Origin of the sequence: Nocardioides piscis, assembly GCF_011300215.1 — a bacterium.
Taxonomy (GTDB): domain Bacteria; phylum Actinomycetota; class Actinomycetes; order Propionibacteriales; family Nocardioidaceae; genus Nocardioides; species Nocardioides piscis.
Window position 1 is genome coordinate 393251 of the sequence record NZ_CP049866.1, and the last position, 26955, is coordinate 420205.

The window sequence follows — 26955 nt, forward strand, 5'->3', positions numbered from 1 at the left end:
ACCTAGCGACTAGTCGTCCTCGGCAGGAACGAGGACGAGGGTGTTCTCACCTGCCTCGACGACGGCGTCGCGGGAGAAGGCCCAGGGCAGGTATTCGCCGTTGACGAACAGCTCGGTCTGGTCGCCGTAGTGCGAGGACCCCGGATGTCCCGAGACCCCGGTGAGGTTGATGTAGCGCGAGTCGTCGAAGTCGGCCAGCGAGACCACCATCCGCATCGACGGCGCCGCCGTCACCTCGTAACCCTGCGCCGCGTCCCAGCTCGTCGCGTCCACGATGCTCGCGCCGCCGCCGACCTCGTGGCCGTTGCGGTTGAAGAGGCGTTCGATCGGGGCGATGCCCGACTCGCCCAGCGTCGCGTGGCGCAGGTCGAGGTGGTGGAGGTGCCCCCAGGACCACTCCTGTGGATCGAGCGCCTGCCGGGTGGTCAGCTCGTCGCGGGCGTCGAGCATCGCCTGTCGCAGGATGTCGTCGCGGGACTCGACCACGTCCTCGGTCGCCTCGTCGTCCCACCACGGCCCGACCGGGTCGTCCAGCAGGTCGGTCACCACGGCGAACCACCTGTCACCGCCGTCGGGCCAGATGCCCTCGCGCAGCTCGTCGTGGAAGGTCAGGCGCAGCAGGTTGCTCCACACGGCGTTGTAGTAGGCAGCGGCCGGGCTGTCCGCAGGCTGCGTGAAGTCCCAGTCGGCCAGGAGCTCCTGTCCGTCGCGGTAGTACTGCGAGCCCAGCTCCTCGACGTCGAGGAGATAGGGCACCAGGGTCGGAGCCATCGGGTTGGCGGTGTCGAGCTGGACCCGGGTCATCTCCGCGATCGAGAGCTCACCCTCGCGCTCGAGCAGCTCGCTGATGCGCGTGGAGCGATAGCCACGGTCCCAGTCGTCGGTCAGCTGGTAGGGATAGTCGTCGCCGATGACGGCCTGGTTGGCCGTGACGATCACTCCCTCGTCCGGGTCGAGCACGTTGGGCAGTGCGTCGAACGGGATGTGGTCGCCGGTCCAGTCGTTGGCCGAGAGCCACCCCTCGGCCGGCATCCGGCCGTCGTTGCCGGACTTGCGGATCGGCACGAGGCCCGGGGCCTGATAGCCGATGTGACCCTCGCGATCGGCATACACGAGGTTCTGCGCTGGTACGGCGAAGTCGCTCGCCGCCGCCCGGAACTCGTCCCAGTCGCCGGCCCGGTTGAGCGCCAGGATCGCGTCGGCCGTCGTCGAGGGCTCGAGCGCCGTCCACTGCAACGCCACTGCATAGCCGTTGCCGCGTTGTCCCGGCCGGTCGGTCGGGGCGTTGGCCCCGACGGTGCTGAGCTCCTGGCTGACGTCGCTGAGCAGCGGCCCGTGGGCGGTCTCGCGGATCCGCAGCTCGAAGGCGTCCCCGTCGCGCACCTCGATCGTCTCGGTGCGCTGCTCGAGGGGTCGGGGCTCGCCGTCCTGGATCCAGGTCCGGCCCTCGATCCGCTCGAGGTAGAGGTCGGTCACGTCGGGTCCGAGGTTGGTGAAGCCCCAGGCGATGTCGGCGTTGTGGCCGATGATCACGCCCGGCACGCCGGCGAAGGTGAAGCCCGTGGTCTGCAGGGTGCAGTCGGGCGTGACCTCGCGACAGTGCAGCCCCATCTGGAGCCAGATGCCGGGCTGGCTCACGCCGAGGTGCGGGTCGTTGGCCAGCAGCGGCCGGCCGGTCGAGCTGTGCTCGCCGTCGACCACCCAGGAGTTGGAGCCGATCCCTGCGCCCCGCCCGAGCAGCTGCGGCAGCCGGCGCAGGCCCGCCTGCAGGTCGGCCAGGGCACGGACGGTCTCGTCGTTGAAGGCCGCTCGCCGCGGGTTGCGCGTCGAGTTGGCCGTCGCGTTCTGCTCGAACACCTCGTCGACGACCCCGCCGCCGTCCACGATCGGCGGGTGGGCCTCGGCGTCATAGGCGGGGTAGAGCTGGGCGATCTCCTCGGGGGTGTGGTCGAGCGTGGCCATCACCCGCGCGATCTCGTCGTCCATGTTGCCGCGCAGGTCCCAGGCCATCGCCTTGAGCCAGGCGAGCGAGTCGGCCGGCTCCCAGGGCTCCGGCTCGTAGTCGAGACCGGACAGGCCCAGGATGGTGTATTCGAGGGCGAGCTCGCTGGTGCTCCGGTCGGCGATGTAGGCATTGACGCCCTCGGCGTAGGCCGTCAGGGCGTCGCGGGTCTCGGCGTCGAGCAGGGCCCACTCCTGCTCAGCGACCCGCCGCCAACCCATCGTGCGGATGTATTTGTCGGTCTCGAGGCCGTCCTCGCCGAAGAGCTCCGCAAGCCGGCCCGAGGTCACGTGCCGGCGGACGTCCATCTCGAAGAACCGGTCCTGGGCGGCCACGAACCCTTGGGCGCGCAGCAGGTCGGCGTCGGTGTCGGCATAGATCTGGGCGATTCCGTGCTCGTCGCGAAGCACCTCGACCGACGCGTCCAGTCCAGCCAGCTCGAGCTCGCCATCGATGCCGGGAAGCGGTCGGCGTACGAACGCACCGGCGGCGAGCACCAGGAGCACGAGCAGGAGCGCCAACGCGGCCGCGACATAGGCCGACCAGCGCACGCCTCTGGGCGCTCGCCGGAACGCGTCTCGCACGTTGAAGTCATCGTTGCGGGACGGGGCTGGGCTGGCGGAGGCTCGCGACTCGGTCATGTCGCGATGCATTGTGCCGTATTCTTGGCAGTCGATCGGGTGGAGTGCCAGCGAGTCGCGGACCCACCTGCTCGACCTACGCCTCCCCAGCACGCAAGGTTTCCCGATGCCGACCTACCAGTACGCCTGCACCGAGTGCAGTCACGCCTTCGAGCAGTTCCAGAGCTTCAGTGACGACTCGCTCACCGTGTGCCCCGAGTGCCAGGGCCGGCTGCGCAAGCTGTTCAACGCGGTCGGCGTCGTGTTCAAGGGGTCGGGGTTCTATCGCACCGACAGCCGCGCGTCGTCCTCGGCCAGCACCCCGTCCTCGGGCTCCGACTCGGGGTCCGCCGCGGCGTCGAAGTCGACCTCGTCGTCCGACTCCACGTCGACCTCCTCGTCCCCGGCGGCCGCCTCGAGCTCGTCGTCGGGCTCGTCGTCGTCCACAGGCGGTTCGTCCAGCTGATCCACCCCCGGGCTGTGGAAGCCCGGGCGGCTCGGGGCCAGCGTCGACCTAGCGTCGCGCCATGCCGTCCCTCACCTCGTCGCGCCTGGGCCTGCGGAGCGTACGACGCCGCGTGCTCGCCCACCGGCGGCCGCTCGCGGCGCTCCTCCTCGCCCTCTCGGTGCTGGTCGGGCTCCGCGCCACCGCTGGGCCGCCCCCTCCACAGTGCCCGTGCCCGTCGCCAGCCATGACCTCGCGAGCGGCGACCGCATCGGAGCCGACGACGTCACGCTGCGCGAGTGGCCCGCAGACCTGGCCCCGTCGGGGATCCCCGGGTCCATCGCGGGGCGGACGCTCGCCGCTCCGGTGCGGGCCGGAGAACCGGTCACCAGCGTCCGGCTCGTCGGATCAGACCTGGCGCAGGCTCATCCTGGCCTGACGGTCTTGCCCGTGCGGCTGCCCGACCCCGCCGTCGTCGACCTGCTCGAGGTGGGTGACCGCGTCGACCTGAGTGCTGTCGACCCCGAGAGCGGCACCGCCCAGGAGCTGGCAGGCGGGGTGGTCGTCCTGGCCATCCCGCCTCCGTCGGTCGCCGAGTCCTCCCTGACCGGTCGGCTGGTGGTCCTGGGGATCTCGCCCGATCGCGCCGCAGACGTCGCCGCCGCAGCACTCACGCAGTTCCTCAGCGTGGCCTACGTCCGCTAGCGTGCTGGGTTGTCAGGACATCGATCGGCTCCGACTCTCGGGGCACCGAAAGGAAAACCACATGAGCGGATTCAAGAACTTCATCCTGCGCGGCAACCTGATCGAGCTTGCCGTCGCCTTCATCATGGCGACCGCCTTCGCGGCCGTCGTCCTCGCGATGGTCGACGTGCTGATGGACCTCATCGGCAAGGCCGGCGGCCAGCCCGACTTCTCCAACTGGGAACCCGCAGGCGTCTCCATCGGCGCCTTGCTGACGGCGCTCATCTCGTTCCTGATCCTGTCCGCTGTCGTCTACTTCTTCATCGTCAAGCCCTACACCGTTGCCAAGGAGAAGTACTTCCCCGGCGAGCAGGAGGGCACCCCCGCCGACGTCGCGCTGCTCGAAGAGATCCGCGACCTGCTCCAGGCCCGCAACGTCTGAGCTTCATCGCCGACGGCCACACCACCTGCGGGTGGTGTGGTCGGGTGGCGGCTGGTGCGGGCGCATGCGCGGGTGGGAGCGACAGCCCGCCCACACCACCCGCGTGTGAACCCGCGTCAGCCGTGGTGGGGCGGGACCTGGTCGCGATACCAGTCGTCGCCCTTGCCGTCGCTCTTCACGGAGTCGGCCGGCCGGTCGTCGCTCGTCTCCTCGGGCAGCACGTCGCCGAAGACCGCGGCGAGCCGCTGGCGACGTTCCCAGTCCGACTCGGGCTGGGGGTCGAGTTCGGGCGAACCGCTCACGCGCAGATCCCCGGGATGGCCTCCGGTGTCGGGGACTCCTCCTCGGCCGGGGTCTCTTCCTCGACCGGGGCCGGGGTCTCGGTCTCGGTGGGCGTCGGCGACGGAGAGGCCGGGTCTGACTGCCCAGGATCGGCCGGCGCCGGGTCAGCCGACTCGCTGGAGGTCTTCGGTGGCTCGGCGGACAGCGAGTCCTTGAGGAACTTCCGCGGCAGCGGCTTGTCCTCGCCGATCAGCCGCCAGAGGTTCTTGACGTCCTCGGTCCAGAAGACCGCGCCGCTGTGCTCGGAGTCGACCGGGTAGTACTCCGTCGGGACAGTGACGAACTTGATGTTCTCCAGGCCGACGTTCTGCAGCTGCATGGCGATCTTGGCGATCCTGCCCACCGACGCGAGCTGCTCGTCGGTCTCGAGCGAGCTGGTGGCGGCGTCGAGGAAGCCGACGACCCGGTCGAACCGTGTCAGGGTGCCGGCCGACTTCACCCTGCGGACCAGTGCCCCGATGAACGTCTGCTGGCGCTTGATCCGGCTGATGTCGTTGCGTTGGATGAGCTCACCGACCGAGCGGGCTCGCACGTAGTCGAGGGCCTCGTCACCGGTGAGGATCGACGGGTCGCCGGCAGGGACGAAGATGCCGTGCTCCTTGTCGACGAGGTCCTCGGGGATGCACACCGGCACGCCGTCGACGGCGTCGACCATCTCGCCGAAGCCGTTGAAGTCGATCGCTGCGAAGTGGTCGACGCGCACGTTTGCCGTCTGCTCGAACTGCTCGACGGTGCACGCGGGTCCACCCGTGGCGAAGGCCGTGTTCCACCGGACATCGGTGGCGCCCGCGAGCTCGTCGTCCTCGCCGCAGTCGGGTCGGTCGACGATGGAGTCACGGGGGATGGAGACGGCATAGGCTCGGGTCCGGTCGGCCGAGAGATGCACCAGGATCGTGGTGTCCGAACCGCCTCCGCCGGACTCCTGGTCGATGCCGTTCCCCTCGCCGGCGCGAGTGTCATCGCCCATCACCAGGATGTTCAGGGGGTCGCCGTTGCCGTTGTAGCGCTTCTCCGGACGGTCCTCCCCGAGGATCCCCTCCAGGTCGGTGGAGCCGATGTTGCCGTCGAGGTGGCGAACCAGGTAGACGACCCCCAGGCCCGTGACCATGGCGAGCACCAGCGAGCTCAGCAGCATCACCCTGGCGACGGTGTGCTTGCGCTTGACCGGAGCCTTGCGCTTGGGCGCCGGAGCCTCAGCGCCCGGGCTCGACACACCTGCCACGTCTTCGTCCAACCTTCATCCGGGGAGCACACCCTTGGGGGCGACGCCCGCAACCTATGCGCATCTCCCAAATTGTCACCGTAGCCGCGCCCGGGACAAATTCCGCGCCTCCGGGTTGATGGGTCAAGATGGTGTCTGCTCCTCGTCCCCGGTCAGTCAAAGGTCCCACATGTCCAAGCCGCGTCGTCTGGTCGTGGCAGCGACCCTCGGCATCCTCGCGGTGGGATCGGCGGCCGCCGCCGGCGCCCAGGCGGTCGACTCGTGGAGCCCGTCGACCGGCGAGGCGACATACACCGCCACGAGCAGCCCGGTGCGCAGCGATGCGCCCAACGTCGTGGTGTTCCTGACCGACGACATGCGCAAGGACGATCTCGGCTATCTGCCCCATGTCCGCCGGCTGCTGGTCAAGCAGGGCATGACCTTCACCGAAGCGACGTCGCCGCACCCGTTGTGCTGCCCGGCCCGGGCGGCGCTGCTCACCGGTCAGTACGCGCAGAACAACGGCGTCCACCACAACTCCGGGCCGTATGGCGGCTGGCAGGCCCTGGACACCGCCTCGACCCTCGCGACGTGGTCAGAGGACGCCGGCTACGCCACCGCGATCCACGGCAAGCACCTCAACAAGTTCGACTCCGCAGCGGACGCCGACCCGGGCTGGACCGACTTCGACGTCCTGCTCGAGCCGGCCACCGACTACGAGGACTTCACGTTCTTCGACGGCGACTCCTTCACCGACGACAACGTCACCTCCCGGCTCGACGAGCGCGCCGTCGCCAACATCGACAGGTGGGCCGGTCGCCGCCCGTTCCTGCTCCTGGCCAACCACGTCGCGCCGCACATGTGGATGCCGCGCTCCGCCAAGGGCGACGGCGACGGTGACCGCGGCGGCCGCGTCCCCCGGCCGAGGCGGCCTATGCCAAGGCGTACGCGGGCCTGACGCCCAAGGCCTTCAAGGACCCGGCCTTCAACGAGGCCGACATGCGCGACAAGGAGTCGATCGTCCGCGGCCGGGCCCGGCTGGCCCCGCGCGCCCTCAAGCGGCTCAACCTCGCCCGCATCCGCTCCTTGCTCTCCGTGGACGAGGCGGTCGCCAACGCGGTCACCGCCCTGGAGCGTGCGGGCGAGCTCGACGAGACCTACATCGTCTTCACCTCCGACAACGGCTTGGCCCTCGGCGAGCACCGCTACCTCGGCAAGGACCGCCTCACCGACGAGGCCCTCGACATCCCGCTGGTCGTGCGCGGCCCGGGGATCCCGGCCGGCACCCGGTCGTCGCGCAGCGTCTCGCTGATCGACCTGACCCAGACCCTGGTGCAGCTGATGGGCCTCTCCCCCACCCTGGTCACCGACGGCGAGACCTTCGCGCCGACACTGCGCAACCCCGACGCCCCCGGCTTCAGGGACACGATGCTGATCCAGACCGGTGCGAAGGACCGTCGCGCCGAGTTCCCCGGATGGGCCTACCGCGGGGTGCTGACCCAGCGCTACGCCTATGGTCGACGGGTCAACAACCCCCCCGACGACGGGTTCCTCTACGACCACCACAGCGACCCGCACGAGCTCCGGAACGTCCTGACCTCACAGCGCTATCGCGGCGTACGCCGAGAGCTCGAGCGCCGTCTGAAGGTGCTCTCCGACTGCGCTGGCAGCGAGTGCAACCGCGACTTCGGACCGCTGCCCCGCCCCGGCCGCTGAGACTCCTGGACGGATCACCAATCCGCTGACGACCTGGCGACGAACCCCACCCCGGAGGCACCTTGCCCCCTCAGATCCCGGAGGTTCACATGCAGGCCAAGACCAAGAGCAACAAGCGGACAGTACTCGTCGGAACCGCGTTCGTCGCAGCCGCAGCCCTCGGCGGCGCGGGCATCCTGAGCGCCGCGAACGCCACCGACACCAGCGCGTCCAACGCGGGGGCCTCAGCCGCCAAGGGATCCACCGTCCGGGCGGACCTGAACCCGCTGAACAACTCCGGCGTCATGGGCAAGTCCGTCGTGGAGTCGAAGGGACGCCGGCTGCACGTCACCGTCAAGGCGCACAACCTCGCCCCCAACCTCCCCCACGCCCAGCACATCCACTTCGGCGCCACGGCCCGGAACGAGTGCCCCTCGGTCGCCGACGACACCAACGGTGACGTCCGCCTCACCACGGTCGAGGGCGTCCCCGCCTACGGCCCGGTCCGGGCCTCCCTGACCACCAACGGCGACACCAGCGCCAAGAGCGTGCTCGCCGTCGACCGCTACCCGACCGCCGAGAACGGCCACGTGCGCTACGAGCGCACCATCAAGACCGGCAAGAACGTCGCCCGCGCGATCCGCCAGGGCAAGGGCGTCGTCGTGATCCACGGCGTCGACTACAACAACAACGGCACCTACGACTTCGACAGCGCCGGCAAGAGCGAGCTCGACAAGAGCCTGCCCGCCGAGGCGACCGACCCGGCCGTGTGTGGAGTCCTCCGCAAGTAGTCCTCGAGCAAGTCCCTCCACCGGGGCGGTCACCTGCGAATGCAGGTGGCCGCCCGGGTGCGTTGCCAGACCCGTGGCTTCAGGAGTCCAGCAGCCGTTGCATCTCGGCGATCTCCGCGGTCTGTCCCTCGGCGATGTCGCGGGCCAGCTCGATGGCCGGCGCGTAGCGGCCCTCGTCGGTGTGGGCCTCGGCCATCTCGACGGCACCCTCATGGTGCTCGATCATCATCTCCAGCCACATGGCCTGGAAGTCGGCGTCCTCGGCCTGCTGCAGGCCGGTCATGTCCTCGGCCGACATCATGCCCGGCATGTCCGTGTCCATCCCCTCCATCGAGTCGCCGACGTCGTGACCGCCGTGGCCCGCGTTGGAGTGGTCGCGCATGGTCTCGGGGATCGGCTCGCCCCACTCGGTGAGCCAGTCGGTGAAGGTCTCGATCTCCGGCCCCTGGGCCGAGCGGACCTGCTCGGCCAGCTCCACGACCTCGGGATCGAGGGGACGGTCCAGGGTCAGGTCGACCATCGACAGGGCCTGCGCGTGGTGCTGCAGCATGTCGGAGGCGAAGGCCACGTCCGCGTCGTTGTGCTCGGTCGCCGACGGGGCGGCGGCCGTGCTCGTCGGGTCGTCGTCACTCCCGCAGCCGACTGCGCCATACGCAACGGCCAGGGTGAGGGCGGCGGCGCCGAGCGCGCGGACATCGAGGAGGTTGCGCATGAGTCAACTATGCGTCACCGCCGGAGCTCGGACGTAACCCCCTCCAGGCCCCCGCGTTGTCCTGACATGGTGCGCGAGCTCGAGTCCTTGACGCTAGGGAAGGCATTGACAGGCGCCCTTGTGCAGGGCCTCGTCCTGCCGGTCCTGTTCGTGGGTGGGTTCGCCGCCACCACGGCCGTGCTGCCGACCCACGACTCGCGCTCGACCGACTCGGCTCCGGACGCGGTCGAGATCCGGCAGCAGTCGGGTCACCCACGGAGCGCGAAGGACCTGATCGCCGCCCACGACTGCTGGAGGTCGACCGCTCCCGCCGACGTCAGGGGGACGCACCCGGGCCACGCGGTGGTCACGTGGCCCGGTCACGACGGGCCGACGTATGGCGACGGGTGGACCGTGCACGTGGCGCTGGAGCACACCTTCAACAAGCCGGTCCTCGGGTTCAAGGTCCACGCGTTCTGCCGCTGAACGTCAACACGTCGGGGGCGCATTCGCCACCGGCGCCGTCTGCTGACAAAATGACGCCCGCCGCGGGGAGCGTCTCGACACGACGCGCCCCTGGCTCGCCCCAGTAGCTCAGTGGATAGAGCAGCCGCCTCCTAAGCGAAAGGTCGCAAGTTCGACTCTTGCCTGGGGCACCAGCACGTCCTGCACACACCGCATCTCAGCGGATCTCGAACGTGAGGCCGCCCTTCTGCACCCGCTCGATCAGGTTCTCGCCCATCGCCTGGGCGGTCGTGACCTGTCCCGAGGTCGCCGGGTTGTCGTCGAGCACCAGGCACAGCGCCGACTCGGCCAGCATCATCGCGGTCTCGGTGTAGCCCGGGTCGCCGCCGCTGACGCGGGTGTGGACGGTCTGACCGGCGACCTCGCCGACGAAGTCGACCGTGAACCACGACTTCGCCCGCCGGCTCTCCGACGGACCCTGGCCGGCTGGGATCTTGCTGAGCAGGAGCTTGCGCAGCGGGCCGACCTGGGCAGCTGCAGCCAGGGCGGTGACGCCGACGGCACCGCCGGCGGCATAGCGCAGGGTCTTGGTGCCGGCGTAGTGGGAGTAGCGGAACTTCGGGCCGTACGTCGACAGCGCCGCCCCGCTCCGCGCCACGACGATCGGGTCAATCGTGGGCAGCGGGAGCAGCCAGTAGCCCCGCACCGAGTCGCGGTGCGGCTTGCCGGCGACCGACCTCGACGAGCGCCCGTCGGCGGGCTTGCCCTCGGCGCGCCGCCGGGCGGAGTAGGCCTGCTTCATCTGCCGCGCGCGGGCCATCTGGCCCAGGGCGGAGTGGAGCGTCCCGCCCGAGGCGGTGCCTCCGCTGCGAACGACGCCACGCAGCGTGATCGGCTGGTCGTCCGGCAGCTGCATGACGGTCCACAGGGCGCCGAGGTCGTGCGGGATCGAGTCGAAGCCGCAGGCGTGGACGAGCCGCGCGCCCGACTCGACCGCCGTCTGGTGGTGCTTCAGATACATCCGGTCCACGAACTCCGACTCGCCCGTCAGGTCGACGTAGTCGGTTCCGCTCTCCGCGCAGGCGCCGACCAGCGCGTCGCCGTACTGCAGGTAGGGACCGACGGTGCTGATCACGACCCGCGCCCGGCGCGCGACGTCGGACAGCGAGACGGGGTCGGTCGAGTCGGCCTGCAGCAGCTCGAGGTCGGGCAGGCCGAGCCGTTCCCGCACCGCCTCGAGCTTGGCCAGGTTGCGTCCGGCCAGCGCCCAGCGCAGGTCGGCCGGGGCGTTCCGGGCCAGGTAGGCGGCCGTGAGCTCACCGGTGAACCCGGTGGCTCCGAACAGGACGATGTCGAGATCGCGATCAGGCATGCCCCCATCCTCACAGGCGGAACCACACCAGGGCCCGCGTCGTCTCAAGGGAGTGAGGATCCGAACCGCGCTTGCGAGCGCCACCGTGGCCGTCGTCGCTGCTGGCGGCGGGGTGGCCGTCGGGGCCACCCTGGAGGACGACGATCGCCTCGCCGCCCCCGCGTCCCGGTCAGTCGCGACCGACCGCGTCGCCGTGAGCAACGCATCGTTGCGGCCGGCGCAGGACTGCGACGCCCTGCTCGGGTCGTATGTCGAGCGCGGGCTCGACCTCGTCACGGCCTACGGCTGGGGCGGCGGCCCGATCTACACCCTGGACACCACGGGCGGCGCCACGATGGCTGCCGAACGCGCCACCGGGTCTCCAGGACTCCCCAGCACCGTGCGCTCGAACAGCAGCGAGACCGGTACCAACGTCCAGGAGATCGGTGTCGACGAGCCCGACGTCGTGAAGGTGGCCGGCGACCTCCTCCTCCGGATCTCGGACGACGCCATGCGGGCCTACGACGTGGGTGGCGAAGTCCCGGCGCTGCTCTCGACCCTTGGCCTGGTCGACCTGCACGACGCCGAGGTCCTCCTCAGCGGGGACCGGGCGGTCGTGGTCGGAAACCTGGGCAGCCGGCACCGGCCCACCGGGGCACGGGTAGTGGTCGTCGACGTCGCCGACCCGGCCGCCCCGCAGGTCGTCGAGCAGGTCGACTTCTCCGGCACCCTCAGTGCCGCGCGGCTTCACGGCGGCGTCGTCCGGGTCGTCCTCGACAGCGGTCTCCCCGACCTGGACTTCCGCCATCCCCATGGCCGGCTCACCGAGAACGGCGCCCTCAGCTTCAACCAGCAGCTCGTCCGCGGCACGACGCTCGCCGACTGGCTGCCGACCTCGGGCGGGGAGCTCGCCGTCGACTGTGCCGCGGTCGCCCTGCCACAGGTGGAGACCACACTGGGCACGACCACCGTGCTGACCCTCGAGCCCGCGCTCCTCGACCGGTCCGCCAGCGCTGTCGCGACCAGCGCCGCGACGACCTATTTCTCCACCGACCGCCTCTATCTCACGACCAGCGCCTCCTCCTTCGGCTGGTGGGGCAGCCCGACGATCGACTGCATCGACGTCTGCGGCCCCGGCACCGACGACGGCAGCACCGAGCTGTTCGCCTTCGCCCTCGACGGGACCGAGACGACCTTCGTCGCAGCCGGCAGTGTCGACGGCATCGTCCGGGACCGGTGGTCGATGGACTTCGCCGACGGAGCACTGCGCCTGGCCCTCGGTCCCACGAGGAGGACCGGCAACTTCAGCTCGGTCGTGACGATGCGCGAGAGCGACGCGACCCTGACGGAGGTCGGCCGCGTCGACAAGCTCGGCGTCAACGAGGAGATCAAGTCGGTGCGCTGGTTCGACGACCTCGCGTTGGTCGTCACATTCCGCCAGGTCGACCCGCTCTATGCGGTCGACCTCTCCGACCCGGCGGCACCGGAGCTGCTGGGCGAGCTCAAGATCCCCGGCTTCAGCGAATACCTCCACCCCCTGGGCGAGCGACGACTCATCGGCGTCGGTCAGAGCACGACCGGGCGCGGCGGGGTCGTGGGCGCCCAGGCGGCGCTGTTCGACGTCACCGACCTGACGAGCCCCCAGCAGCTCGACGTCGTGAAGTTCGCGAAGGGCACCACCGCCGACGCCGGCCTCGACCCCCGCCAGTTCACCTGGCTCCCCGATCGCCGCACTGCCCTGACCGTCGTCTCGAAGGGCTGGGTCGGCCGCACCGGCTGGGTCTCGGTGCTGTCCCTGGCCGGCGGGAAGATGTCCAACCGCATGGTCGAGGTCGAGTATGGCGACGAGGTGGCCCAGGTCCGGCTGGTGCCGCTGGCCGACGGGCGGGTCGTGCTGGTGACCGGTGACGCGGTGTCCTTCTTCGACGTCTGATCCCGGCGTAATCTCGTCGGCATGTGCCGCAACATCCGCCCGCTCAACAACTTCGAGCCGCCGGCGACCGGCGACGAGGTCACGGCCGCCGCCCTGCAATACGTCCGCAAGGTCGCCGGCACCACCAAGCCGTCCCAGGCCAACGAAGAGGTCTTCTACGCCGCCGTGCGCGAGATCGCCCACGTCACCGAACACCTCCTCGCGGACCTCGTGACCACCGCGCCACCCAAGAACCGCGAGGTGGAGGCGACCAAGGCCAAGGCCAGGGCCCAGCTGCGCTACGGCACGTGAGCCTCACCGTCGAGGCGCCCGGCGCCGAGGTCGTGGCCTTCCTCGCCGACCGCGAGCTGGTCGCGCTGACCGGCGCGGGCCTGTCCACCGACTCCGGCATCCCCGACTACCGCGGCCCGGGCGCCCCCGTGCGCGCACCGATGACGTTCCAGGAGTTCGTCTCCGGGGCGCAGGCGCAGCAGCGCTACTGGGCGCGGAGCCACCTCGGCTGGGCACGGATGGGGGCGGCCGCTCCCAACGCCGGTCACCACGCGCTGGCTCGCATCGACCCCTCGCTGCTGATCACCCAGAACGTCGACGGCCTCCACGAGGCCGCCGGGTCGCCGCGCCTCGTCGCGCTGCACGGCCGGGTCGCCGACGTCGTGTGTCTGGCCTGTCGCCGTACGGCGTCGCGGGTGGCCCTGCAACGCCGTCTCGACGGGCTCAACGCCGACTGGATGGCCCGGCACGGGCACTCGGCGATGCGACCTGACGGCGACGTCGACCTCGACGCGACCCACGACTTCGTGGTCGCCGGGTGCGAGGACTGCGGCGGGTCGCTCAAGCCCGACGTCGTCTTCTTCGGGGAGAACGTCCCGGCCGAGCGCGTGCAGCAGTGCTACGACGCGGTCGACGCCCTCGGTGAGGACGGAGCACTGCTGGTGGCGGGCTCCTCACTGACGGTGATGAGCGGCCTGCGCTTCGTCAAGCGGGCGGCCAGGTCGGGCACCCCGGTCGTGATCGTCAACCGCGGCGCGACTCGCGGTGACGAGCTGGCCACCCACAAGCTCGAGACGGGGACCAGCGAGTTCCTCGACGAGCTGGCTCAGAGCCGCCGCACGAAGATGTGATCGGTCGCCTCGGCGAACACCTCGGCGGTCTCCCCGCCAGAGCCGATCAGGATCCCCTCCTCGGTGGTGGCGACCGTGATCGTCTTGTCAGGCAGCGCTCCGACCCGACGAAGGGCGCTCATCAGCTGTTCGTCCTTCTGCATCTCCTCGGAGATGCGCCGCACCAGCACGCGTGACTCGGCCGGACCTGCGACGGCGGACAGCGGCTCGACGCCGTCCATGAAGTCCTCGCCGACCTCGAACTCCCCCAGCTCGTCGAGACCCGGGATGGGGTTGCCGTAGGGCGACTCGGTGGGGTGGCCGAGCAGCTCGACCAGGCGCCGCTCGACCGTCTCGGACATGACGTGCTCCCAGCGGCACGCCTCGGCGTGCACCAGCTCCCAGTCGAGCCCGATGACGTCGGTGAGCAGTCGCTCGGCCAGCCGGTGCTTGCGCATCACCCGGGTGGCCAGGCGCTGGCCCTCGTCGGTGAGCTCGAGGTGCCGGTCGCCCTGGACGGTGAGGAGACCGTCGCGCTCCATCCGCGCCACCGTCTGCGACACCGTGGGTCCGCTCTGGTGCAGGCGCTCGGCGATCCGCGCCCGCAGCGGGACGATGTCCTCCTCCACGAGCTCATAGATCGTGCGGAGATACATCTCGGTGGTGTCGATCAGGTCGCTCACCGGGCCATTGTCGCTCATGACCCCGACACGACCCGCCCCCGGACTGGCACGGCACCCGGGTCTCAGGCACAGTGGTCACGCGTGAACGAGATCATCGTCCCCGGACGCTTCAACGGACCGACCGGCTCCGGCAACGGCGGGTGGACCTCAGGCGAGCTGGCCACCCACCTGGTCGCCGAGTGCCCCGACAACCGCATCGACGGCTGGCCGGCGATCGAGGTCACCCTCCGGCAGCCGCCGCCCCTGGACACCCCGCTCCTGCTGGAGGAGTCCGACGGGGTCACCACCGCCACCTTCGGCGGAGCGGTCATCGCCACCGGGCGGGTCGTCGAGCACACGATCAGCGACGTCGACCCGGTCGGTCCGGACGAGGCGAGGGCCGCCGAGTCGGCATACGCCGGACACGTCTCCCACCCGTTCCCCAACTGCTTCTCGTGCGGCCCCGACCGCGAGGAGGGCGACGGGTTGCGGATCTTCCCCGGGCCCGTCGGCGACGGGCGGGTCGCCGCGACCTGGCGTCCCCACCCGAGCCTGGCCGAGGACTGGCACACGTATGTCGACGCGACCGCCCACGCCTCGGTCGCCGCGACCTGGGCGGCGATCGACTGCGTCGGCGGCTGGGCCAGCGACCTGATCGGACGACCGATGGTGCTGGGACGGATCACGGCCCGCGTCGACACCCTCCCGGTGATCGGCGAGGAGCACGTCGTCGTGGGCGCCGAGATCCAGGTCGAGGGCCGCAAGACCTTCACCGCTGCCACGCTCTACGACTCCGACCACCGCGTGGTCGCCAGCGCCGAGCACGTGTGGTTCGCCATCGACCCGGCCGCGTTCGGTGCCTGAGGTGGTCTCGACGACGGACGACCACCGCTGGTGGCGCGACGCGGTCATCTACGAGGTCTACGTCCGGTCCTTCGGCGACGCCGACGGCGACGGGGTCGGCGACCTGGCGGGGATCACCGAGCGGCTCCCCCACCTGAAGTGGCTGGGGGTGGACGCGGTCTGGATCACGCCCTTCTACACCTCCCCGCAGCACGACCACGGCTACGACGTCGCCGACTACTGCGACGTCGACCCGCTCTTCGGCGACCTCGCCGACGCCGATGCGCTGCTCGCCCGTGCCCGCGAGCTCGGCCTGCGTGTGATCGTCGACCTCGTGCCCAACCACTCCTCCTCGGAGCACCCGTGGTTCCGGGCGGCCCTCGCCGCCGAGCCGGGCTCCCCCGAGCGGGCGCGCTATCTCTTCCGCACCGGCCGCCAGGGCGGTGAGCAGCCTCCGAACAACTGGGAGTCGGTGTTCGGCGGACCGGCCTGGACCCGCGTCGGGGAGACCGACCAGTGGTACCTCAACCTCTTCGACTCGACCCAGCCCGACTTCGACTGGCGCAACCCGGAGGTCGGCGACATGTTCGAGGGCGTCCTGCGCTTCTGGCTCGACCGGGGCGTCGACGGCTTCCGGGTCGACGTGGCGCACGGACTGTTCAAGGAGGAGTCGCTGCGCGACCAGGTGGTCCCCGAGCGCGCCCCTGCGGGCGAGACCCGGGCCATGGTGGAGCGCACGCTCGACGACGAGCCGATGTGGGACCAGCCCGAGGTCCACGACGTCTATCGCCGCTGGGCCAAGGTGCTCGACGAGCACGGACCGGACCGCATGGCCGTCGCCGAGGCCTGGACCCAGACGCCGGAGTCGCTGGCGCGCTTCATCCGTCCCGACGAGCTCGACCAGGCGTTCAACTTCGCCTGGCTGCTGGCCGACTGGTCGGCCGCCGCCTTCGCCCAGGTCATCACCGACACGATCGCGGCCGTCCGACCCGTCGACTCGACCCCCACTTGGGTGCTGTCCAACCACGACGTGATCCGCCACGTCACCCGCTATGGCGGGGGCACGACCGGTCTCGCCCGAGCCCGGGCCGCGACGCTGGCCATGCTCGCCCTGCCCGGCGCCTCCTACATCTACCAGGGCGAGGAGCTCGGGCTCGAGGAGGTCGAGGTGGCGCCCGAGCACCGGCAGGACCCGACGTGGCACCGCGGCGGAGGCAAGTTCCGCGACGGCTGCCGGGTGCCGATGCCCTGGGCGGGCGGTGCGCCGCCATACGACTTCGGACCGGGGAGCGGACAACCGTGGCTCCCGCAGCCGCTCGACTGGGCCGACCTGACCGTGGCCGCCCAGCGGGGCACACCCGGCTCGACCCTGGAGTTCTATCGATCAGCGCTGGCCGCGCGTCGGGCCGAGCTGGCCGGCGCCGGGGCAGACGTCGAGATGCTCGACGCCGGCCCCGACGTGCTGGCCTTCCGGCGCGGCGACGTCACCGTCGTCCTCAACGCGGGCGACACGGCCTGTGCCCTGCCCGACGGCGAGGTCGTCATCGCGAGCGGACCTGTCGACGGCGACCTGCCGCCCGACACGACCGTGTGGCTGCGCGGCTGACCCGCCTCGCTCAGTCCAGCGTCGCGTTGTAGCGACCGAGGGTCGCGACGAAGGCACCGAGCTCGTCGTCGGACCAGTCCTCGAGGAGCCGGCCCAGGCGGGCCCGCCGCGACGCCGCCACCTCGTTCAACCGGTGTCGGGCCTCCTCGGTGACAGAGACGACCCAGGCGCGCCCGTCGTCGGGATCGCGCTCCTTGGTCGCGAGCCCGTGGTCGACGAGGGTCTGGACGTGCCGGCTGACCGCCCCCTTGTCGAGGTCGAAGGCGTCGACGACGGTCGAGGGACGCATCGGTCCCTTCTCGACCAGATGGGCGAGCACCAGGTAGCCGGTGGGGGTCAGGTCCTCGTGGATCATCCGCGCACGCTCGGAGATGATCCGCTTGAGGCGACGGACCAGCACCGCGACCTCGTGCTCGAGGTCGAGGATGATGCTCTCGCGGTCGCTGCTCATGGCTTCGCCGTCGCTCCCGCTGCGGCCGCGGCGATCTCCTCGTCGCTCAGGACGCTCTCGCGCATCGGCTTCTCCTCGATGAACAGCAGCAGGACCAGGGAGAGTACGGCGAACGGCACCGAGATCAAGAAGATGTGACCCGTGGCCTCGCCGAAGGCGTGCTCGAAGACGGTCCGCACCGGAGCCGGGAGCGTGTCCAGGTCGGGGATCGAGTGCGCGTCGACGCCGAGCTCGACCAAGGTCTGCCTCGAGACCCTGCCGGCCTCGACGAGAGCAGCCAGGCCGCTGCGTGTCTGGTCGCTGACCTGGTGGCTCAGGGCGGCTCCGAGCGCCGAGACACCGACCGAGCCGCCGACGGAGCGGAAGAACGCGACGACGCTCGAGCCGGCTCCGAGGTCGGCGGCAGCGACGCTGTTCTGCACGGCCAGGACGGTGTTCTGCATCGTCGCGCCGAGACCCAGGCCGAGGATCGCCATGTAGACGCCGACCACGACGAGGGGGGTGGTGTCGTCGATCGTGGCCAGCAGCGCGAGGCCGACGATGACGAAGACCATGCCGCCGATCAGGAAGTTCTTCCACCGACCGGTCCGGGTGATGAGCCGTCCCGAGATGATGCTCGAGACCAACAGCCCGCCGACCATGCAGATCGACATCAGGCCGGCGAGCGTCGGGGACATCCCGCGCGCGAGCTGGAAGTACTGCGCGAGATAGACCGTGGCCCCGAACATCGCGAAGCCGATGAGCACCGACGCCGCCGTGGCGAGGGTGGTCGTGCGGTCGCGGAAGAGCCGGAGCGGGATGACCGGGTCCTTGGCGACCCGCGCCTCGACGTACACCGCGGCGGCGGTCACCACGACGGCGGCGAGCACCAGCACCCCACTGGTCGTCGACGTCCACTCGAACTGGTTGCCCGCGAGCGAGACCCACACCAGCAGCAGCGAGACGCCGCCCATGAGCAGGGTCGCGCCGAGGTAGTCGATGTGGACCTCGCGCTTCACGACCGGCAGGTGCAGCGTCTTCTGCAGCACGACGAAGGCGAGCACCGCGACGGGCAGGCCGGCGAAGAAGCACCAGCGCCACCCCACGGTGTCCACGAGCAGGCCACCGATGAGCGGTCCGCTGACCGTGGCGGCGGCGAAGACGGCGCCGATGTAGCCGCTGTAGCGACCGCGCTCACGCGGCGACACCATGCTGGCGATGACGACCTGGACGAGCGCCGTCAGGCCTCCGACGCCGAGGCCCTGGATCGCCCGGGCGCCGATGAGCACCTCCATCGACGGGGCGAGGCCGGCCATGACCGAGCCGATCGAGAAGATGACCAGCGCGCTCTGCACGAGCATCTTCTTGGAGAACTGGTCGGCGAGCTTGCCCCAGATCGGGGTCGTCGCGGTCATCGTGAGCAGGGTCGCCACGACCACCCACGTGTAGCCGGTCTGGCTGCCCCCGAGGTCGGGCACGATCGCCGGCAGCGCGTTGGAGACGATCGTGCTCGAGAGCATGGCGACGAACATCGCGAGCAGCAGGCCGCTGAGGGCCTCCATCACTTCGCGATGGGTCATCTGGGCGGCCTGCTCGGCCGGGGCGGGGGCGTGCGACACGTGACTCGTTCCGACGATTGGTTGCGAACGACAACCTTATCCGAGGACGGCCCACCTGTCCCGCCCGCGACGACGTGCCCTCGATCACGCAGACGACCCGCAGGCCTACCGCTCACGGGAGCGGTCCCGGGGGATGACTCCGGGGGCCTGCGGGTCGGGTGACTGCTGTGGATTCGCCGGCACTGCGTCGGCGATGCGACCGTCGAGCGACGGCCGGCCGGTTGCTGCCTAGCGGGCAGCCACCTCACTCATCCGAAAAGACTTCATTTCTCGGACCACCTCCTTTCCGTGTACGGCAACGGTACGCCGCAGCCGGAGGCGACTCAACGCCTTTTTGCGCCTCAGGGAGCGAGCCGTTGCACGAGCCAGGCGTCGCCGTCGCGGACGTAGGCCAGGCGGTCGTGCATGCGCCCGGGGCGCCCCTGCCAGAACTCCACCATCGACGGCACCACCCGATAGCCGCCCCAGTGGTCGGGCACGGGGATCTCGCGGCCCTCGAAGCGCTCGGCCATCGCGGCATAGAGCGCGGCGAGCTCGGCCCGCGAGGACACCGGCTGGGACTGCCTGCTGGCCCAGGCGCCCAGCTGGGCCCCGCGAGGTCGGGAGCGGTGATAGGCCTCGACCTCGTCGCGCTCGAGCACCTGCGCCTCGCCCTCGATGCGCACCTGACGCTCGAGCGGGTGCCAGGGGAAGAGCAGGCTGCAGCGCGGCTCGGCCAGCAGCTCTCGACCCTTGCGCGAGGTGTGGTTGGTGAAGAGGACGAAGCCGCGCGCGTCCATCCCCTTGAGCAGCACCATGCGTGAGGCCGGCCGGCCATCGAGGCCGACCGTGCTCAGGACCATGGCGTTGGGCTCGTGCACCCTGGCGGCCAGCGCATCGTGCATCCAGCGCCGGAACATCTGCTCCGGATCGGGGGCGAGGTCTGCTTCGTCGAGCCCCACATCGGCATACTCGGCGCGCAACGCCGCCAGATCGATCGGGGGGTCGACCGGCTCCTCCGCGTTGGTCATGGCCGCACCCTAGACGTCGCCGCGGAGGCAGGGGTAGGGACTCGGTGGTGATCTGTGCGTCACAGCGGTGCACAATGAGTCCGCTCGCGAGTGATTTCCCTTCGGCGGGCCACGTCGTACGCAAAGGAGCGTCTGCCGCATGACTGAGGTCCACCACGGACTCGAAGGCGTCGTCGCCTTCGAAACCGAGATCGCGGAGCCGGACAAGGAAGGCTCGGCACTGCGCTACCGCGGTGTCGACATCGAGGACATCGTCGGCCGCGTCCCGTTCGAGAACATCTGGGGCTTGCTGATCGACGGCTCCTACACCCCCGGCCTGCCCGCCGCCGAGCCCTACAACCTCCCGGTCCACACCGGCGACGTCCGCGTCGACGTCCAGGCCGCAGTCGCGATGCTCGCACCGGCCTTCGGCTTCGGCCAGTCCTATGACATCAGCGACGAGCAGGCCCGCGAGGACCTCGCCCGCGTCGCCGTCATGGTGTTGTCGTATGCCGCGCAGTCGGCCCGCGGCCTCGAGCGCCCCGTCGTCCCGCAGAAGGTCGTCGACGCCGGCGGCACCCTGGCGGAGAAGTTCCTCATCCGCTGGAAGGGCGAGGCCGACCCCAAGCACGTCCAGGCGATCGACGCCTACTGGAGCTCGGCCGCCGAGCACGGCATGAACGCCTCGACGTTCACGGCGCGGGTCATCACCTCGACCGGCGCAGACGTGGCGGCAGCGTTCTCGGGCGCCATCGGCGCGATGAGCGGACCGCTGCACGGCGGGGCTCCGGCTCGCGTGCTGACGATGATCGAAGAGGTCGAGAAGCGCGACGGCGACGCCGCGTCCTACGTCAAGGAGCTCCTCGACTCCGGCGAGCGGCTGATGGGCTTCGGCCACCGCGTCTATCGCGCCGAGGACCCCCGCGCCCGCGTGCTCCGGCGGACCGCCAAGGAGCTCAACGCGCCCCGCTACGAGGTCGCCGAGCGGCTCGAGCAGGCTGCGCTCGCCGAGCTGCGCGACCGTCGCCCCGACCGGGTGCTCGAGACCAACGTCGAGTTCTGGGCCGCGATCGTCCTCGACTTCGCCGAGGTGCCGGCCAACATGTTCACGGCGATGTTCACCTGTGCCCGCACCGGCGGCTGGTCGGCGCACATCCTCGAGCAGAAGCGCACCGGCCGGCTCATCCGACCCTCGGCCATCTACACCGGCCCGTCCGCGCGGCCGGCCAACGATGTCGAGGGCTGGAACGACGCCTGGGCCAAGTAGCCCACAGCTTCCACCGGACAGCGGTGTCAGGCGCCTCCAGCGGCGTCGGGCGCCGCTGTCCTGCGTTCAGCCGACGACGGGCGCAGGCTGCTCGACGTACCAGCTCGTCCTGGCCTTGGCGCCGGCCTTGCTGAGCGAGATGTGCATGTGGTCGCGGTGACGCAGGGTCGGTGAGCACTTGCGGCGTGTGCGGCAGCCCGAGCTGAGGTAGTTCTCCGGCTCGAAGCCGTCCCACGCGGCATACATCTTGTCGTCCCAGATGACATACATGATGCCCATGCGGCGCGCGAGGACATCGGTGTCGCCGAGCTCGTCGTCGGCGAACGCCTCGACGATGAAGGCCTGGGCCACCGCGTCGTCGTCGGGATCGGTGGCGTCGAGCATCCAGTCGAACGCGCGCCCGTCCTTGTGCTCCGACGCCCCGCCGCTGCCGCACGAGCGGACGGTCCCGCCATACGCACCACCCCGCGCCGCGAGCCACTCAGCGAGCGCGACCGTGCCCGGCTTCGCCTTCTTCGCACACTTCTTCTGGGGCTGGTACGTCGCGTAGGAGTCCACGGGCAAGACATAGCCCGCCTCCGCGGGCACCGCGAGCAGGGCGGACGTGAGCGCCGCGAGCACCACAGCCACCAGTCCCTTGCGCACGCGCAGGACACTAGAGGTGCCAGTGGGACGACGGACGAGAACGAGAAAAAAACCGCCGCAACATCGGCGTGTCGGGTGGACGCGCCGTCAGAACCACTTCGCGAAGCACCGATTGACCGGTGAGTGGCGGTAGTGCCCGAAGCCGGCGATCGGCTCGTAGCCGGAGGAGACATAGAGGGCGATGGCCTCGGGCTGGGCGCTGCCGGTCTCCAGGACCATCACCTCGACCCCGGCGTCCCTGGCGGTGGCCTCGAGGTGGGCGAGGACCGCACGGGCGACGCCACGGCGTTGCATCGACGGCACGACATACATCCGCTTGATCTCCGCCGCCGGCCTCCCCTGCGCCTCGGGGACACCGTCACGACGGCGCCAGGCTCCCGTGGCCACCGGCTGCCCGTCGACCTGGGCGAGGAAGAACGCGCCGCGGGGTTCGACGAACTCGTCGGGGTCGATCGGCGACTCGTCGCGCCCGCCGTAGCGGACGACATATTCCTCCTGCACCTGCTCGATCAGCAGCTGTGCCGACGGGTGCGTGATCGGCACCTGGCGGATCTCCAGCCGCGGACCCGATGCGACATCCGCCGCGGCTGATGAGAGGCTAGGCACGCTGACAGCGTAGTCAGGGACGTCCATGCACACTGACTCCCGGAAGGCACCACACGATGGCCGACGCAATCAAGATCCCCGCTGAGCTCCTGCCGGCCGACGGCCGCTTCGGCGCGGGCCCCTCGAAGATCCAGACCAGCCACCTCGACGCACTCGCCGCGACAGGTGCCTCGCTGATGGGCACCTCCCACCGCCAGGCGCCGGTGAAGGACACGGTCGGTCGGGTCAGGGAGGGTCTGGCTGCGCTCTTCGACCTGCCCGAGGGCTATGAGGTCGTCCTCGGCAACGGCGGGGCCACCGCCTTCTGGGACATCGCCACCTTCGGCCTGATCCGCGAGAAGAGCCAGCACCTGGCCTTCGGCGAGTTCTCGTCCAAGTTCGCCAAGGCCGCGTCCGACGCCCCGTGGCTGGCCGACCCGAGCGTGCTCAAGAGCGAGCCCGGCTCACGTCCCGAGCCGGTCGCCGAGGAGGGCGTCGACGCCTATGCGTGGGCCCACAACGAGACGTCCACCGCCGTCATGGCCCCGGTGCTGCGCCCGACCGGTGCGGCCGAGGACGCGCTCGTGCTCGTCGACGCCACCTCGGGCGCCGGTGGGCTGCCCGTCGACCTCACCCAGGTCGACGCCTACTACTTCGCGCCACAGAAGTGCTTCGCCTCCGACGGCGGCCTGTGGATCGCGCTGATGTCGCCGAAGGCCCTGGCCCGCGCCGAGGAGATCGCCGGCGCCGACCGCCACATCCCGGCCTTCTTCGACCTGCCGACCGCGATCGACAACTCGGCGAAGAACCAGACCTACAACACCCCCTCGGTCGCGACGCTCTTCCTGATGGCCGAACAGCTCGACTGGATGAACTCCCAGGGCGGGCTCGCCGGCATGGTCGAACGCACCACTGCCTCGAGCGACGCGCTCTACGGCTGGGCCGAGTCGACCGACTACACCACCCCCTACGTCGCCGACGCCGGAATGCGCTCGCTCGTGATCGGCACCATCGACTTCGACGACGCCATCGACGCCGCCGAGATCGCGAAGGTGCTGCGCGCCAACGGGATCGTCGACACCGAGCCCTACCGCAAGCTCGGCCGCAACCAGCTCCGCATCGCGATGTATCCCGCCGTCGACCCCAGCGACATCGAGACGCTCACGCGGGCCATCGACTTCGTGGTCGACAAGCTCTGAGGCCCCACCCCCGCTCGTCTCAGCCTGCTCGCAGCAGCTTGAGGGTGGCCCGCTCCAGCGCGGCCTGGCGTTCGTCGGCAGTGTCGAACGAGCGCTGGGCCGCGCGGCCGATCGTGCGACCCTTCTCATAGGCGTCGATCACGCGCGGGTCGACATAGGACGAGCGGGCCAGCGTCGGGGTGTTGCCGAGGAAGTCGGAGACGTCCTTCATCGCGCTCGCCACCGCCCGCTTCCTCGAGGCCTTGGTCTTGCCCGGCTCGTCGCTCAGCGCCAGCGCCTCCGCCGCCAGCACGGTGGCGTGCCAGGTGCGGAAGTCCTTGGCCGTGGAGTCCAGCCCGGTGGTCGCGCGGATGTAGTCGTTGACCTGGGAGGAGTCGAGCCCGCGCCACGTGCGGCCGTCCTTCCAGGCCAGCAGCCGGTCCCCGCCGCCCCGTCGGCGCCGCATGACGTCGAGCCCCTCGATCGTCGGTCCGTCGTCGATCTCGATGCTGTGCTCCACGCCCGACTTGCCCACGAAGCAGAAGCGCAGCTTGTCCTTGCGCTTGGTGACGTGCTCGCGCAACAGCGTGGTCAGCCCGAAGCTGCCGTTGGTGTCGGTGTAGACGTCGTTGCCGATCCGGAAGTAGCCGAGGTCGAGAAGGCGTACGGCGACCGCACACGCCCGCTCCAGCGACATCCCTTCGGCCTCGAGGTCGACCAGCACCCGCTCGCGGGCCTTCGACATCGCCCGGCCGAAGTCGATGATCCGCTCGAACTTCAACGCGTCGCGGCTGGTGCGCCAGTCCGGGTGGTAGAGGTACTGGCGCCGGCCGGCGTCGTCGGTGCCGACCGCCTGGAGGTGGCCGTTGGGATGGGGCGTGATCCAGACGTCCTTCCAGGCCGGTGGGATCACCAGGTCCTTGCAGCGCTGCCGGTCGTCGGGGCCCAGCGGCAGGCCCGCCTCGTCGAGATAGGCAAAGCCCTTCCCCGAGCGACGTCGGCTCCAGCCCGGCTGGTCGGGGGACGTGCGCCGCAGTCGAGCCATGTCGGAAGGCTAGCGGCGCGAGGTCCCGGCCGGACCACCCGTGCGGACTAGCGGGGCTTGAGGGCGCGGAGCAGCACCAGCACCACGAGCAGGCCGACGATGCCGCTCGCGAACCACCACCAGGCGTCGCGGTCACGGACCTCGGCGCTCAGGTCGTCGACGGCGCTGGCACCGCCGTCCTGCCCGGCGGGAGTCGGCTCGCTGGCGGCGGAGGGGGTCGGGAGCGCAGTCATCGTGGGCGCCGCCTCGGCCAGCGCCTGGCGGACCTGCCGCGGCAGTGCCGCCCGCAGGACCGGTGCTTGCTGGCCCTCGCTGCTGAGGAGCACGTGGGACTCGGAGGTGACGGCGATGCCCTCGCCCTGCTGCTGGCGGGGCAGCTCGAAGGAGCCGACGACGTCCAGCTCGGGGAAGGACAGGACCACGGCTTCGGTGTAGGTCCGCAGCACCAGGTGCTCCCCGTCGGGGAAGAAGGCCCCGTCGGTGACCATTCCCGGGATCTCGGCGATCAGCCCGAGGGTGTTGGGGGCGTCGGCGGCCAGCTCGGGCGGCGCGGCGTGGAGCTCGCCCGAGAAGACGCCCTTGGTGGCGACATACAGCCGGCCCGTCTGCGGGTGGGCGAGCAGAGCCTCGGCGTCGCGGGGACCATCGGGATAGACCAGGTCGATCGCGTCCTGCGTGACGACCCGGTCGCCGTCGCCGACCGGGACCCGGGTGACGGAGATCGAGTCGCGCGACGTCGTGTTGTCGCCGATGTCGGCCACCCAGACCTGACCGGCCCCGGCCGGAGCGAGCGCCTCGACGTCCTGCGGTCCGTCGGCCCAGTCCGTGACGCCGACGGTCTCGCCCGTTGCGGTGTCGACGGTGAAGACCCGCCCGGTGTCGCCCGAGTCGTTGACGGTGTGTGCCCGGTCGCCCTCGACGACCAGCCCGCTGGACTCGACGATCTCGGGGTCGGTGAACCGGAAGAGCTCCTCGCCGTCCCGGTCGGCCCCGGCGGCGCTGACGCCGATCACGAAGGGTGTGAGCAGGGCCAACGCCCCGAGGCCGCGCCGGAGGGGATCACGCATCGTGCAGGCCCACCAGCTCGGCGAGGCGGGGCGTCACTCCCCAGGCGGTCGTCAGCTCGTCGTAGTCGGCGCGCAGCCCCTCGTCCGTCCTGACCTCGCGCACCCCTGTGCTCGTCGCACGGAGCAGGGTGTTGCGAGGAGTGTGGGCGCTCTCGACGAACTCGACGACGTCGACGCGATAACCGACGAGCCGCAGGATCGAGGCGCGCAGGGCGTCGGTCAGGGTGTCGGCGAAGCGTTCGCGCAGGATGCCGTGCCGGGTGAGCAGGCCGTATGGCGAGGGCGTCGACGAGCGCCGGAGCTGGGCTGCGACGTCGTGGTGGCAGCAGGGAGCGGCCAGCACGAGGCCGGCGCCCCACTCGACGGCGCGGGCCAGGGCGTCGTCGGTCGCCGTGTCGCAGGCGTGCAGCGCCAGGACGACGTCAGGCGCCGCGGTGAGCTCCGCCGAGGCGATGGTGCCGACGACGAAGTCGGCCTCGATCCCCAGCGCCTGCGCCACGCCCGCGTTGTGGTCGGCCGACTGCTGCTTGACGTCGACCCCGGTGACCCGCACGGGCAGCGAGCGGGTGCTGGTCAGGAAGCGGTGGGCGGCGAAGGTGAGATAGGCGTTGCCGCAGCCGAGGTCGACGATCCGGAGCGGGTCCTGCGGCGTCGGCCGACGCAGGTGGCCCTTGTCGAGGGCATCGGTGATGGACGCGTCGAGCAGACGGAGGAACTCCTCGACCTGGCGATACTTCGCCTGCCTGGTCGGCTTGATGCGACCCTGCGCATCAGAGATCCCCAGGGCGAGCAGCACGGGGTCGTCCTCGGCAAGGAGCCGTTGCTTGTCGCGGTCGTGCCCCCGGTCGGCCGCGACGGGCTCGGCGCGGTCCTGGGTGCTGACGGCTGCCTCGAGCTTCTTGGTGACGCGGACCTGATGGGTCTGGGTGGTCGTCTCGACGTGCCAGTTGCCGAACGGCTCGTCGAGCAGCTGGTCGACTGCCGCCTCGGCCGCGGGACCGGCGAGCGCGTTGACGGTGTGGGCCTGCGTGTCGTCGTACGACGTGACCTGCAGGTGTCGCCCGGCCTTGAGATCGACGTAGCGCAGCTCCACCCGACGCACCTCGCGACCCTGCACGTGAGGGATCCGTTGGCCCTTCCGGCGCCCGGACGCGACGGCCCGGACCAGGGCCTCGGGATCGAGGAGCTGGCCGCGAGTGCGGGAGAGTGCGTCGAGCAGCGGTTCGGTCGCCATCAGCGAACCATCAGAAGAACGAC

28 protein-coding genes and 1 tRNA gene are annotated in these 26955 nt (G+C 70.6%); 15 read left to right on the forward strand and 14 right to left on the reverse strand.

The annotated features are described in order from the left end of the window. Positions 1 to 9 precede the first annotated feature (9 nt). Positions 10 to 2643 carry a penicillin acylase family protein gene (locus G7071_RS02035; RefSeq protein WP_166314268.1) on the reverse strand — a complete coding sequence of 878 codons (2634 nt, stop codon included), beginning with the start codon at positions 2641 to 2643 and terminating at the stop codon, positions 10 to 12. Between the two features lie 106 nt (positions 2644 to 2749). Here G7071_RS02035 and G7071_RS19905 point away from each other — a divergent pair, with 106 nt between their 5' ends. The 3 genes from G7071_RS19905 (at position 2750) to G7071_RS02050 (ending at position 4193) form a co-directional block, all read left to right on the forward strand. Further along, a complete protein-coding gene (locus tag G7071_RS19905) occupies positions 2750 to 3088 on the forward strand; it encodes an FmdB family zinc ribbon protein (protein WP_166314271.1) in 339 nt (112 codons plus the stop codon). A 210-nt stretch (positions 3089 to 3298) separates the two neighbouring features. Next, positions 3299 to 3772 carry an SAF domain-containing protein gene (locus G7071_RS02045; RefSeq protein WP_166314274.1) on the forward strand — a complete coding sequence of 158 codons (474 nt, stop codon included), beginning with the start codon at positions 3299 to 3301 and terminating at the stop codon, positions 3770 to 3772. Positions 3773 to 3833: 61 nt separating this feature from the next. Beyond that, the gene (locus G7071_RS02050; RefSeq protein ID WP_166314277.1) at positions 3834 to 4193 is read left to right on the forward strand and encodes an MscL family protein; all 360 of its coding nucleotides are present in this window, start codon (positions 3834 to 3836) and stop codon (positions 4191 to 4193) included. A gap of 116 nt (positions 4194 to 4309) precedes the next feature. Here G7071_RS02050 and G7071_RS02055 read toward each other — a convergent pair whose 3' ends face one another. Both G7071_RS02055 and G7071_RS02060 read right to left on the reverse strand, forming a co-directional pair. Further along, positions 4310 to 4495, reverse strand: a complete 186-nt coding sequence (locus G7071_RS02055) for a hypothetical protein (RefSeq protein ID WP_166314280.1) — start codon at positions 4493 to 4495, stop codon at positions 4310 to 4312. Continuing rightward, a complete protein-coding gene (locus tag G7071_RS02060) occupies positions 4492 to 5757 on the reverse strand; it encodes an LCP family protein (protein WP_166314283.1) in 1266 nt (421 codons plus the stop codon). The genes G7071_RS02055 and G7071_RS02060 overlap by 4 nt, the downstream gene beginning before the upstream one ends. A gap of 169 nt (positions 5758 to 5926) precedes the next feature. Between G7071_RS02060 and G7071_RS19550 the strand changes: the two genes are divergently transcribed. From G7071_RS19550 to G7071_RS02075, 3 genes are all read left to right on the forward strand, one after another. Beyond that, positions 5927 to 6694, forward strand: a complete 768-nt coding sequence (locus G7071_RS19550; protein WP_166314286.1) for a sulfatase-like hydrolase/transferase — start codon at positions 5927 to 5929, stop codon at positions 6692 to 6694. Positions 6695 to 6735: 41 nt separating this feature from the next. Continuing rightward, the gene (locus G7071_RS19555; RefSeq protein WP_343043527.1) at positions 6736 to 7452 is read left to right on the forward strand and encodes a sulfatase-like hydrolase/transferase; all 717 of its coding nucleotides are present in this window, start codon (positions 6736 to 6738) and stop codon (positions 7450 to 7452) included. 89 nt (positions 7453 to 7541) lie between these two features. Further along, complete coding sequence (locus G7071_RS02075) at positions 7542 to 8222, forward strand: hypothetical protein (RefSeq protein ID WP_166314289.1); 681 nt, start codon at positions 7542 to 7544, stop codon at positions 8220 to 8222. Between the two features lie 79 nt (positions 8223 to 8301). Here G7071_RS02075 and G7071_RS02080 read toward each other — a convergent pair whose 3' ends face one another. Beyond that, positions 8302 to 8934: a DUF305 domain-containing protein gene (locus G7071_RS02080; RefSeq protein WP_166314292.1), complete on the reverse strand. Its 633-nt coding sequence runs from the start codon at positions 8932 to 8934 to the stop codon at positions 8302 to 8304. A gap of 105 nt (positions 8935 to 9039) precedes the next feature. On the opposite strand from G7071_RS02080, the gene G7071_RS02085 reads away from it, so the two are divergent. Further along, positions 9040 to 9399, forward strand: a complete 360-nt coding sequence (locus G7071_RS02085; protein ID WP_166314295.1) for a hypothetical protein — start codon at positions 9040 to 9042, stop codon at positions 9397 to 9399. A 97-nt stretch (positions 9400 to 9496) separates the two neighbouring features. Continuing rightward, positions 9497 to 9572, forward strand: a tRNA-Arg gene (locus G7071_RS02090). Between the two features lie 23 nt (positions 9573 to 9595). On the opposite strand, the gene G7071_RS02095 is transcribed toward G7071_RS02090, so the two are convergent. Beyond that, positions 9596 to 10750: a saccharopine dehydrogenase family protein gene (locus G7071_RS02095; protein WP_166314298.1), complete on the reverse strand. Its 1155-nt coding sequence runs from the start codon at positions 10748 to 10750 to the stop codon at positions 9596 to 9598. Positions 10751 to 10802: 52 nt separating this feature from the next. Between G7071_RS02095 and G7071_RS02100 the strand changes: the two genes are divergently transcribed. Genes G7071_RS02100 through G7071_RS02110 form a run of 3 tightly spaced genes read left to right on the forward strand, consistent with a single transcriptional unit; the run spans position 10803 to position 13783 of the window. Further along, on the forward strand, positions 10803 to 12662 hold the full coding sequence (locus tag G7071_RS02100) for a beta-propeller domain-containing protein (RefSeq protein WP_166314301.1): 1860 nt from the start codon (positions 10803 to 10805) through the stop codon (positions 12660 to 12662). A gap of 21 nt (positions 12663 to 12683) precedes the next feature. Beyond that, complete coding sequence (locus G7071_RS02105) at positions 12684 to 12953, forward strand: DUF2277 domain-containing protein (protein ID WP_166314304.1); 270 nt, start codon at positions 12684 to 12686, stop codon at positions 12951 to 12953. Then, complete coding sequence (locus tag G7071_RS02110; RefSeq protein WP_166314307.1) at positions 12950 to 13783, forward strand: Sir2 family NAD-dependent protein deacetylase; 834 nt, start codon at positions 12950 to 12952, stop codon at positions 13781 to 13783. The genes G7071_RS02105 and G7071_RS02110 overlap by 4 nt, the downstream gene beginning before the upstream one ends. On the opposite strand, the gene G7071_RS02115 is transcribed toward G7071_RS02110, so the two are convergent. Then, positions 13759 to 14445 (reverse strand): iron-dependent transcriptional repressor DtxR, encoded by a 687-nt coding sequence (locus tag G7071_RS02115; protein WP_166320881.1) that lies wholly within the window; start codon positions 14443 to 14445, stop codon positions 13759 to 13761. The two genes, G7071_RS02110 and G7071_RS02115, sit on opposite strands and share 25 nt — an antisense overlap. A gap of 81 nt (positions 14446 to 14526) precedes the next feature. Here G7071_RS02115 and G7071_RS02120 point away from each other — a divergent pair, with 81 nt between their 5' ends. Further along, on the forward strand, positions 14527 to 15288 hold the full coding sequence (locus G7071_RS02120) for a hotdog family protein (RefSeq protein ID WP_166314310.1): 762 nt from the start codon (positions 14527 to 14529) through the stop codon (positions 15286 to 15288). Between the two features lies 1 nt (position 15289). Then, a complete protein-coding gene (locus G7071_RS02125) occupies positions 15290 to 16873 on the forward strand; it encodes an alpha-amylase family glycosyl hydrolase (protein ID WP_206062882.1) in 1584 nt (527 codons plus the stop codon). A 10-nt stretch (positions 16874 to 16883) separates the two neighbouring features. Here G7071_RS02125 and G7071_RS02130 read toward each other — a convergent pair whose 3' ends face one another. The 3 genes from G7071_RS02130 to pdxH all read right to left on the reverse strand — a co-directional run bounded on the left by G7071_RS02130 (position 16884) and on the right by pdxH (position 19932). Next, complete coding sequence (locus G7071_RS02130; protein WP_166314313.1) at positions 16884 to 17324, reverse strand: MarR family winged helix-turn-helix transcriptional regulator; 441 nt, start codon at positions 17322 to 17324, stop codon at positions 16884 to 16886. Beyond that, complete coding sequence (locus G7071_RS02135; protein WP_246210314.1) at positions 17321 to 18922, reverse strand: MDR family MFS transporter; 1602 nt, start codon at positions 18920 to 18922, stop codon at positions 17321 to 17323. The genes G7071_RS02130 and G7071_RS02135 overlap by 4 nt, the downstream gene beginning before the upstream one ends. A 341-nt stretch (positions 18923 to 19263) precedes the next feature. Further along, positions 19264 to 19932, reverse strand: coding sequence for a pyridoxamine 5'-phosphate oxidase (gene pdxH, locus G7071_RS02140; RefSeq protein ID WP_206062883.1), 669 nt, complete (start codon positions 19930 to 19932; stop codon positions 19264 to 19266). A 139-nt stretch (positions 19933 to 20071) separates the two neighbouring features. Here pdxH and G7071_RS02145 point away from each other — a divergent pair, with 139 nt between their 5' ends. Next, a complete protein-coding gene (locus G7071_RS02145) occupies positions 20072 to 21178 on the forward strand; it encodes a citrate synthase 2 (RefSeq protein WP_166314316.1) in 1107 nt (368 codons plus the stop codon). A gap of 66 nt (positions 21179 to 21244) precedes the next feature. Here G7071_RS02145 and G7071_RS02150 read toward each other — a convergent pair whose 3' ends face one another. Together G7071_RS02150 and G7071_RS02155 are read right to left on the reverse strand one after the other, a co-directional pair. Further along, positions 21245 to 21823 (reverse strand): VldE C-terminal domain-containing protein, encoded by a 579-nt coding sequence (locus G7071_RS02150; RefSeq protein WP_166314319.1) that lies wholly within the window; start codon positions 21821 to 21823, stop codon positions 21245 to 21247. Positions 21824 to 21910: 87 nt separating this feature from the next. Next, positions 21911 to 22429: a GNAT family N-acetyltransferase gene (locus G7071_RS02155; protein ID WP_246210315.1), complete on the reverse strand. Its 519-nt coding sequence runs from the start codon at positions 22427 to 22429 to the stop codon at positions 21911 to 21913. Between the two features lie 56 nt (positions 22430 to 22485). Between G7071_RS02155 and serC the strand changes: the two genes are divergently transcribed. Next, on the forward strand, positions 22486 to 23607 hold the full coding sequence (serC, locus tag G7071_RS02160) for a phosphoserine transaminase (RefSeq protein WP_166314325.1): 1122 nt from the start codon (positions 22486 to 22488) through the stop codon (positions 23605 to 23607). Between the two features lie 19 nt (positions 23608 to 23626). Here the strand turns inward: serC and G7071_RS02165 are convergent, their stop codons facing one another. From G7071_RS02165 to G7071_RS02175, 3 genes are read right to left on the reverse strand one after another with little or no spacing between them, the layout of a single operon-like run. After that, positions 23627 to 24631: a DNA topoisomerase IB gene (locus G7071_RS02165; protein WP_166314328.1), complete on the reverse strand. Its 1005-nt coding sequence runs from the start codon at positions 24629 to 24631 to the stop codon at positions 23627 to 23629. Between the two features lie 47 nt (positions 24632 to 24678). Further along, positions 24679 to 25698, reverse strand: coding sequence for a WD40 repeat domain-containing protein (locus tag G7071_RS02170; protein WP_166314331.1), 1020 nt, complete (start codon positions 25696 to 25698; stop codon positions 24679 to 24681). Beyond that, on the reverse strand, positions 25691 to 26932 hold the full coding sequence (locus G7071_RS02175; protein WP_166314333.1) for a class I SAM-dependent methyltransferase: 1242 nt from the start codon (positions 26930 to 26932) through the stop codon (positions 25691 to 25693). The genes G7071_RS02170 and G7071_RS02175 overlap by 8 nt, the downstream gene beginning before the upstream one ends. Positions 26933 to 26955 lie beyond the last annotated feature (23 nt).

What these genes read in the sequence shown, in the direction of transcription:
- G7071_RS02170 (WP_166314331.1), bottom strand. Translation starts at nt 25,698, where the DNA reads ATGCGTGATCCCCTCCGGCGCGGCCTCGGGGCGTTGGCCCTGCTCACA.
- G7071_RS02050 (WP_166314277.1), top strand. Translation starts at nt 3,834, where the DNA reads ATGAGCGGATTCAAGAACTTCATCCTGCGCGGCAACCTGATCGAGCTT.
- G7071_RS02080 (WP_166314292.1), bottom strand. Translation starts at nt 8,934, where the DNA reads ATGCGCAACCTCCTCGATGTCCGCGCGCTCGGCGCCGCCGCCCTCACC.
- G7071_RS19550 (WP_166314286.1), top strand. Translation starts at nt 5,927, where the DNA reads ATGTCCAAGCCGCGTCGTCTGGTCGTGGCAGCGACCCTCGGCATCCTC.
- G7071_RS02130 (WP_166314313.1), bottom strand. Translation starts at nt 17,324, where the DNA reads ATGAGCAGCGACCGCGAGAGCATCATCCTCGACCTCGAGCACGAGGTC.
- G7071_RS02105 (WP_166314304.1), top strand. Translation starts at nt 12,684, where the DNA reads ATGTGCCGCAACATCCGCCCGCTCAACAACTTCGAGCCGCCGGCGACC.
- G7071_RS02035 (WP_166314268.1), bottom strand. Translation starts at nt 2,643, where the DNA reads ATGACCGAGTCGCGAGCCTCCGCCAGCCCAGCCCCGTCCCGCAACGAT.
- G7071_RS19905 (WP_166314271.1), top strand. Translation starts at nt 2,750, where the DNA reads ATGCCGACCTACCAGTACGCCTGCACCGAGTGCAGTCACGCCTTCGAG.
- pdxH (WP_206062883.1), bottom strand. Translation starts at nt 19,932, where the DNA reads ATGACCAACGCGGAGGAGCCGGTCGACCCCCCGATCGATCTGGCGGCG.
- G7071_RS02145 (WP_166314316.1), top strand. Translation starts at nt 20,072, where the DNA reads ATGACTGAGGTCCACCACGGACTCGAAGGCGTCGTCGCCTTCGAAACC.
- G7071_RS02095 (WP_166314298.1), bottom strand. Translation starts at nt 10,750, where the DNA reads ATGCCTGATCGCGATCTCGACATCGTCCTGTTCGGAGCCACCGGGTTC.
- G7071_RS02175 (WP_166314333.1), bottom strand. Translation starts at nt 26,932, where the DNA reads ATGGCGACCGAACCGCTGCTCGACGCACTCTCCCGCACTCGCGGCCAG.
- G7071_RS02165 (WP_166314328.1), bottom strand. Translation starts at nt 24,631, where the DNA reads ATGGCTCGACTGCGGCGCACGTCCCCCGACCAGCCGGGCTGGAGCCGA.
- G7071_RS02075 (WP_166314289.1), top strand. Translation starts at nt 7,542, where the DNA reads ATGCAGGCCAAGACCAAGAGCAACAAGCGGACAGTACTCGTCGGAACC.
- G7071_RS19555 (WP_343043527.1), top strand. Translation starts at nt 6,736, where the DNA reads ATGCGCGACAAGGAGTCGATCGTCCGCGGCCGGGCCCGGCTGGCCCCG.
- serC (WP_166314325.1), top strand. Translation starts at nt 22,486, where the DNA reads ATGGCCGACGCAATCAAGATCCCCGCTGAGCTCCTGCCGGCCGACGGC.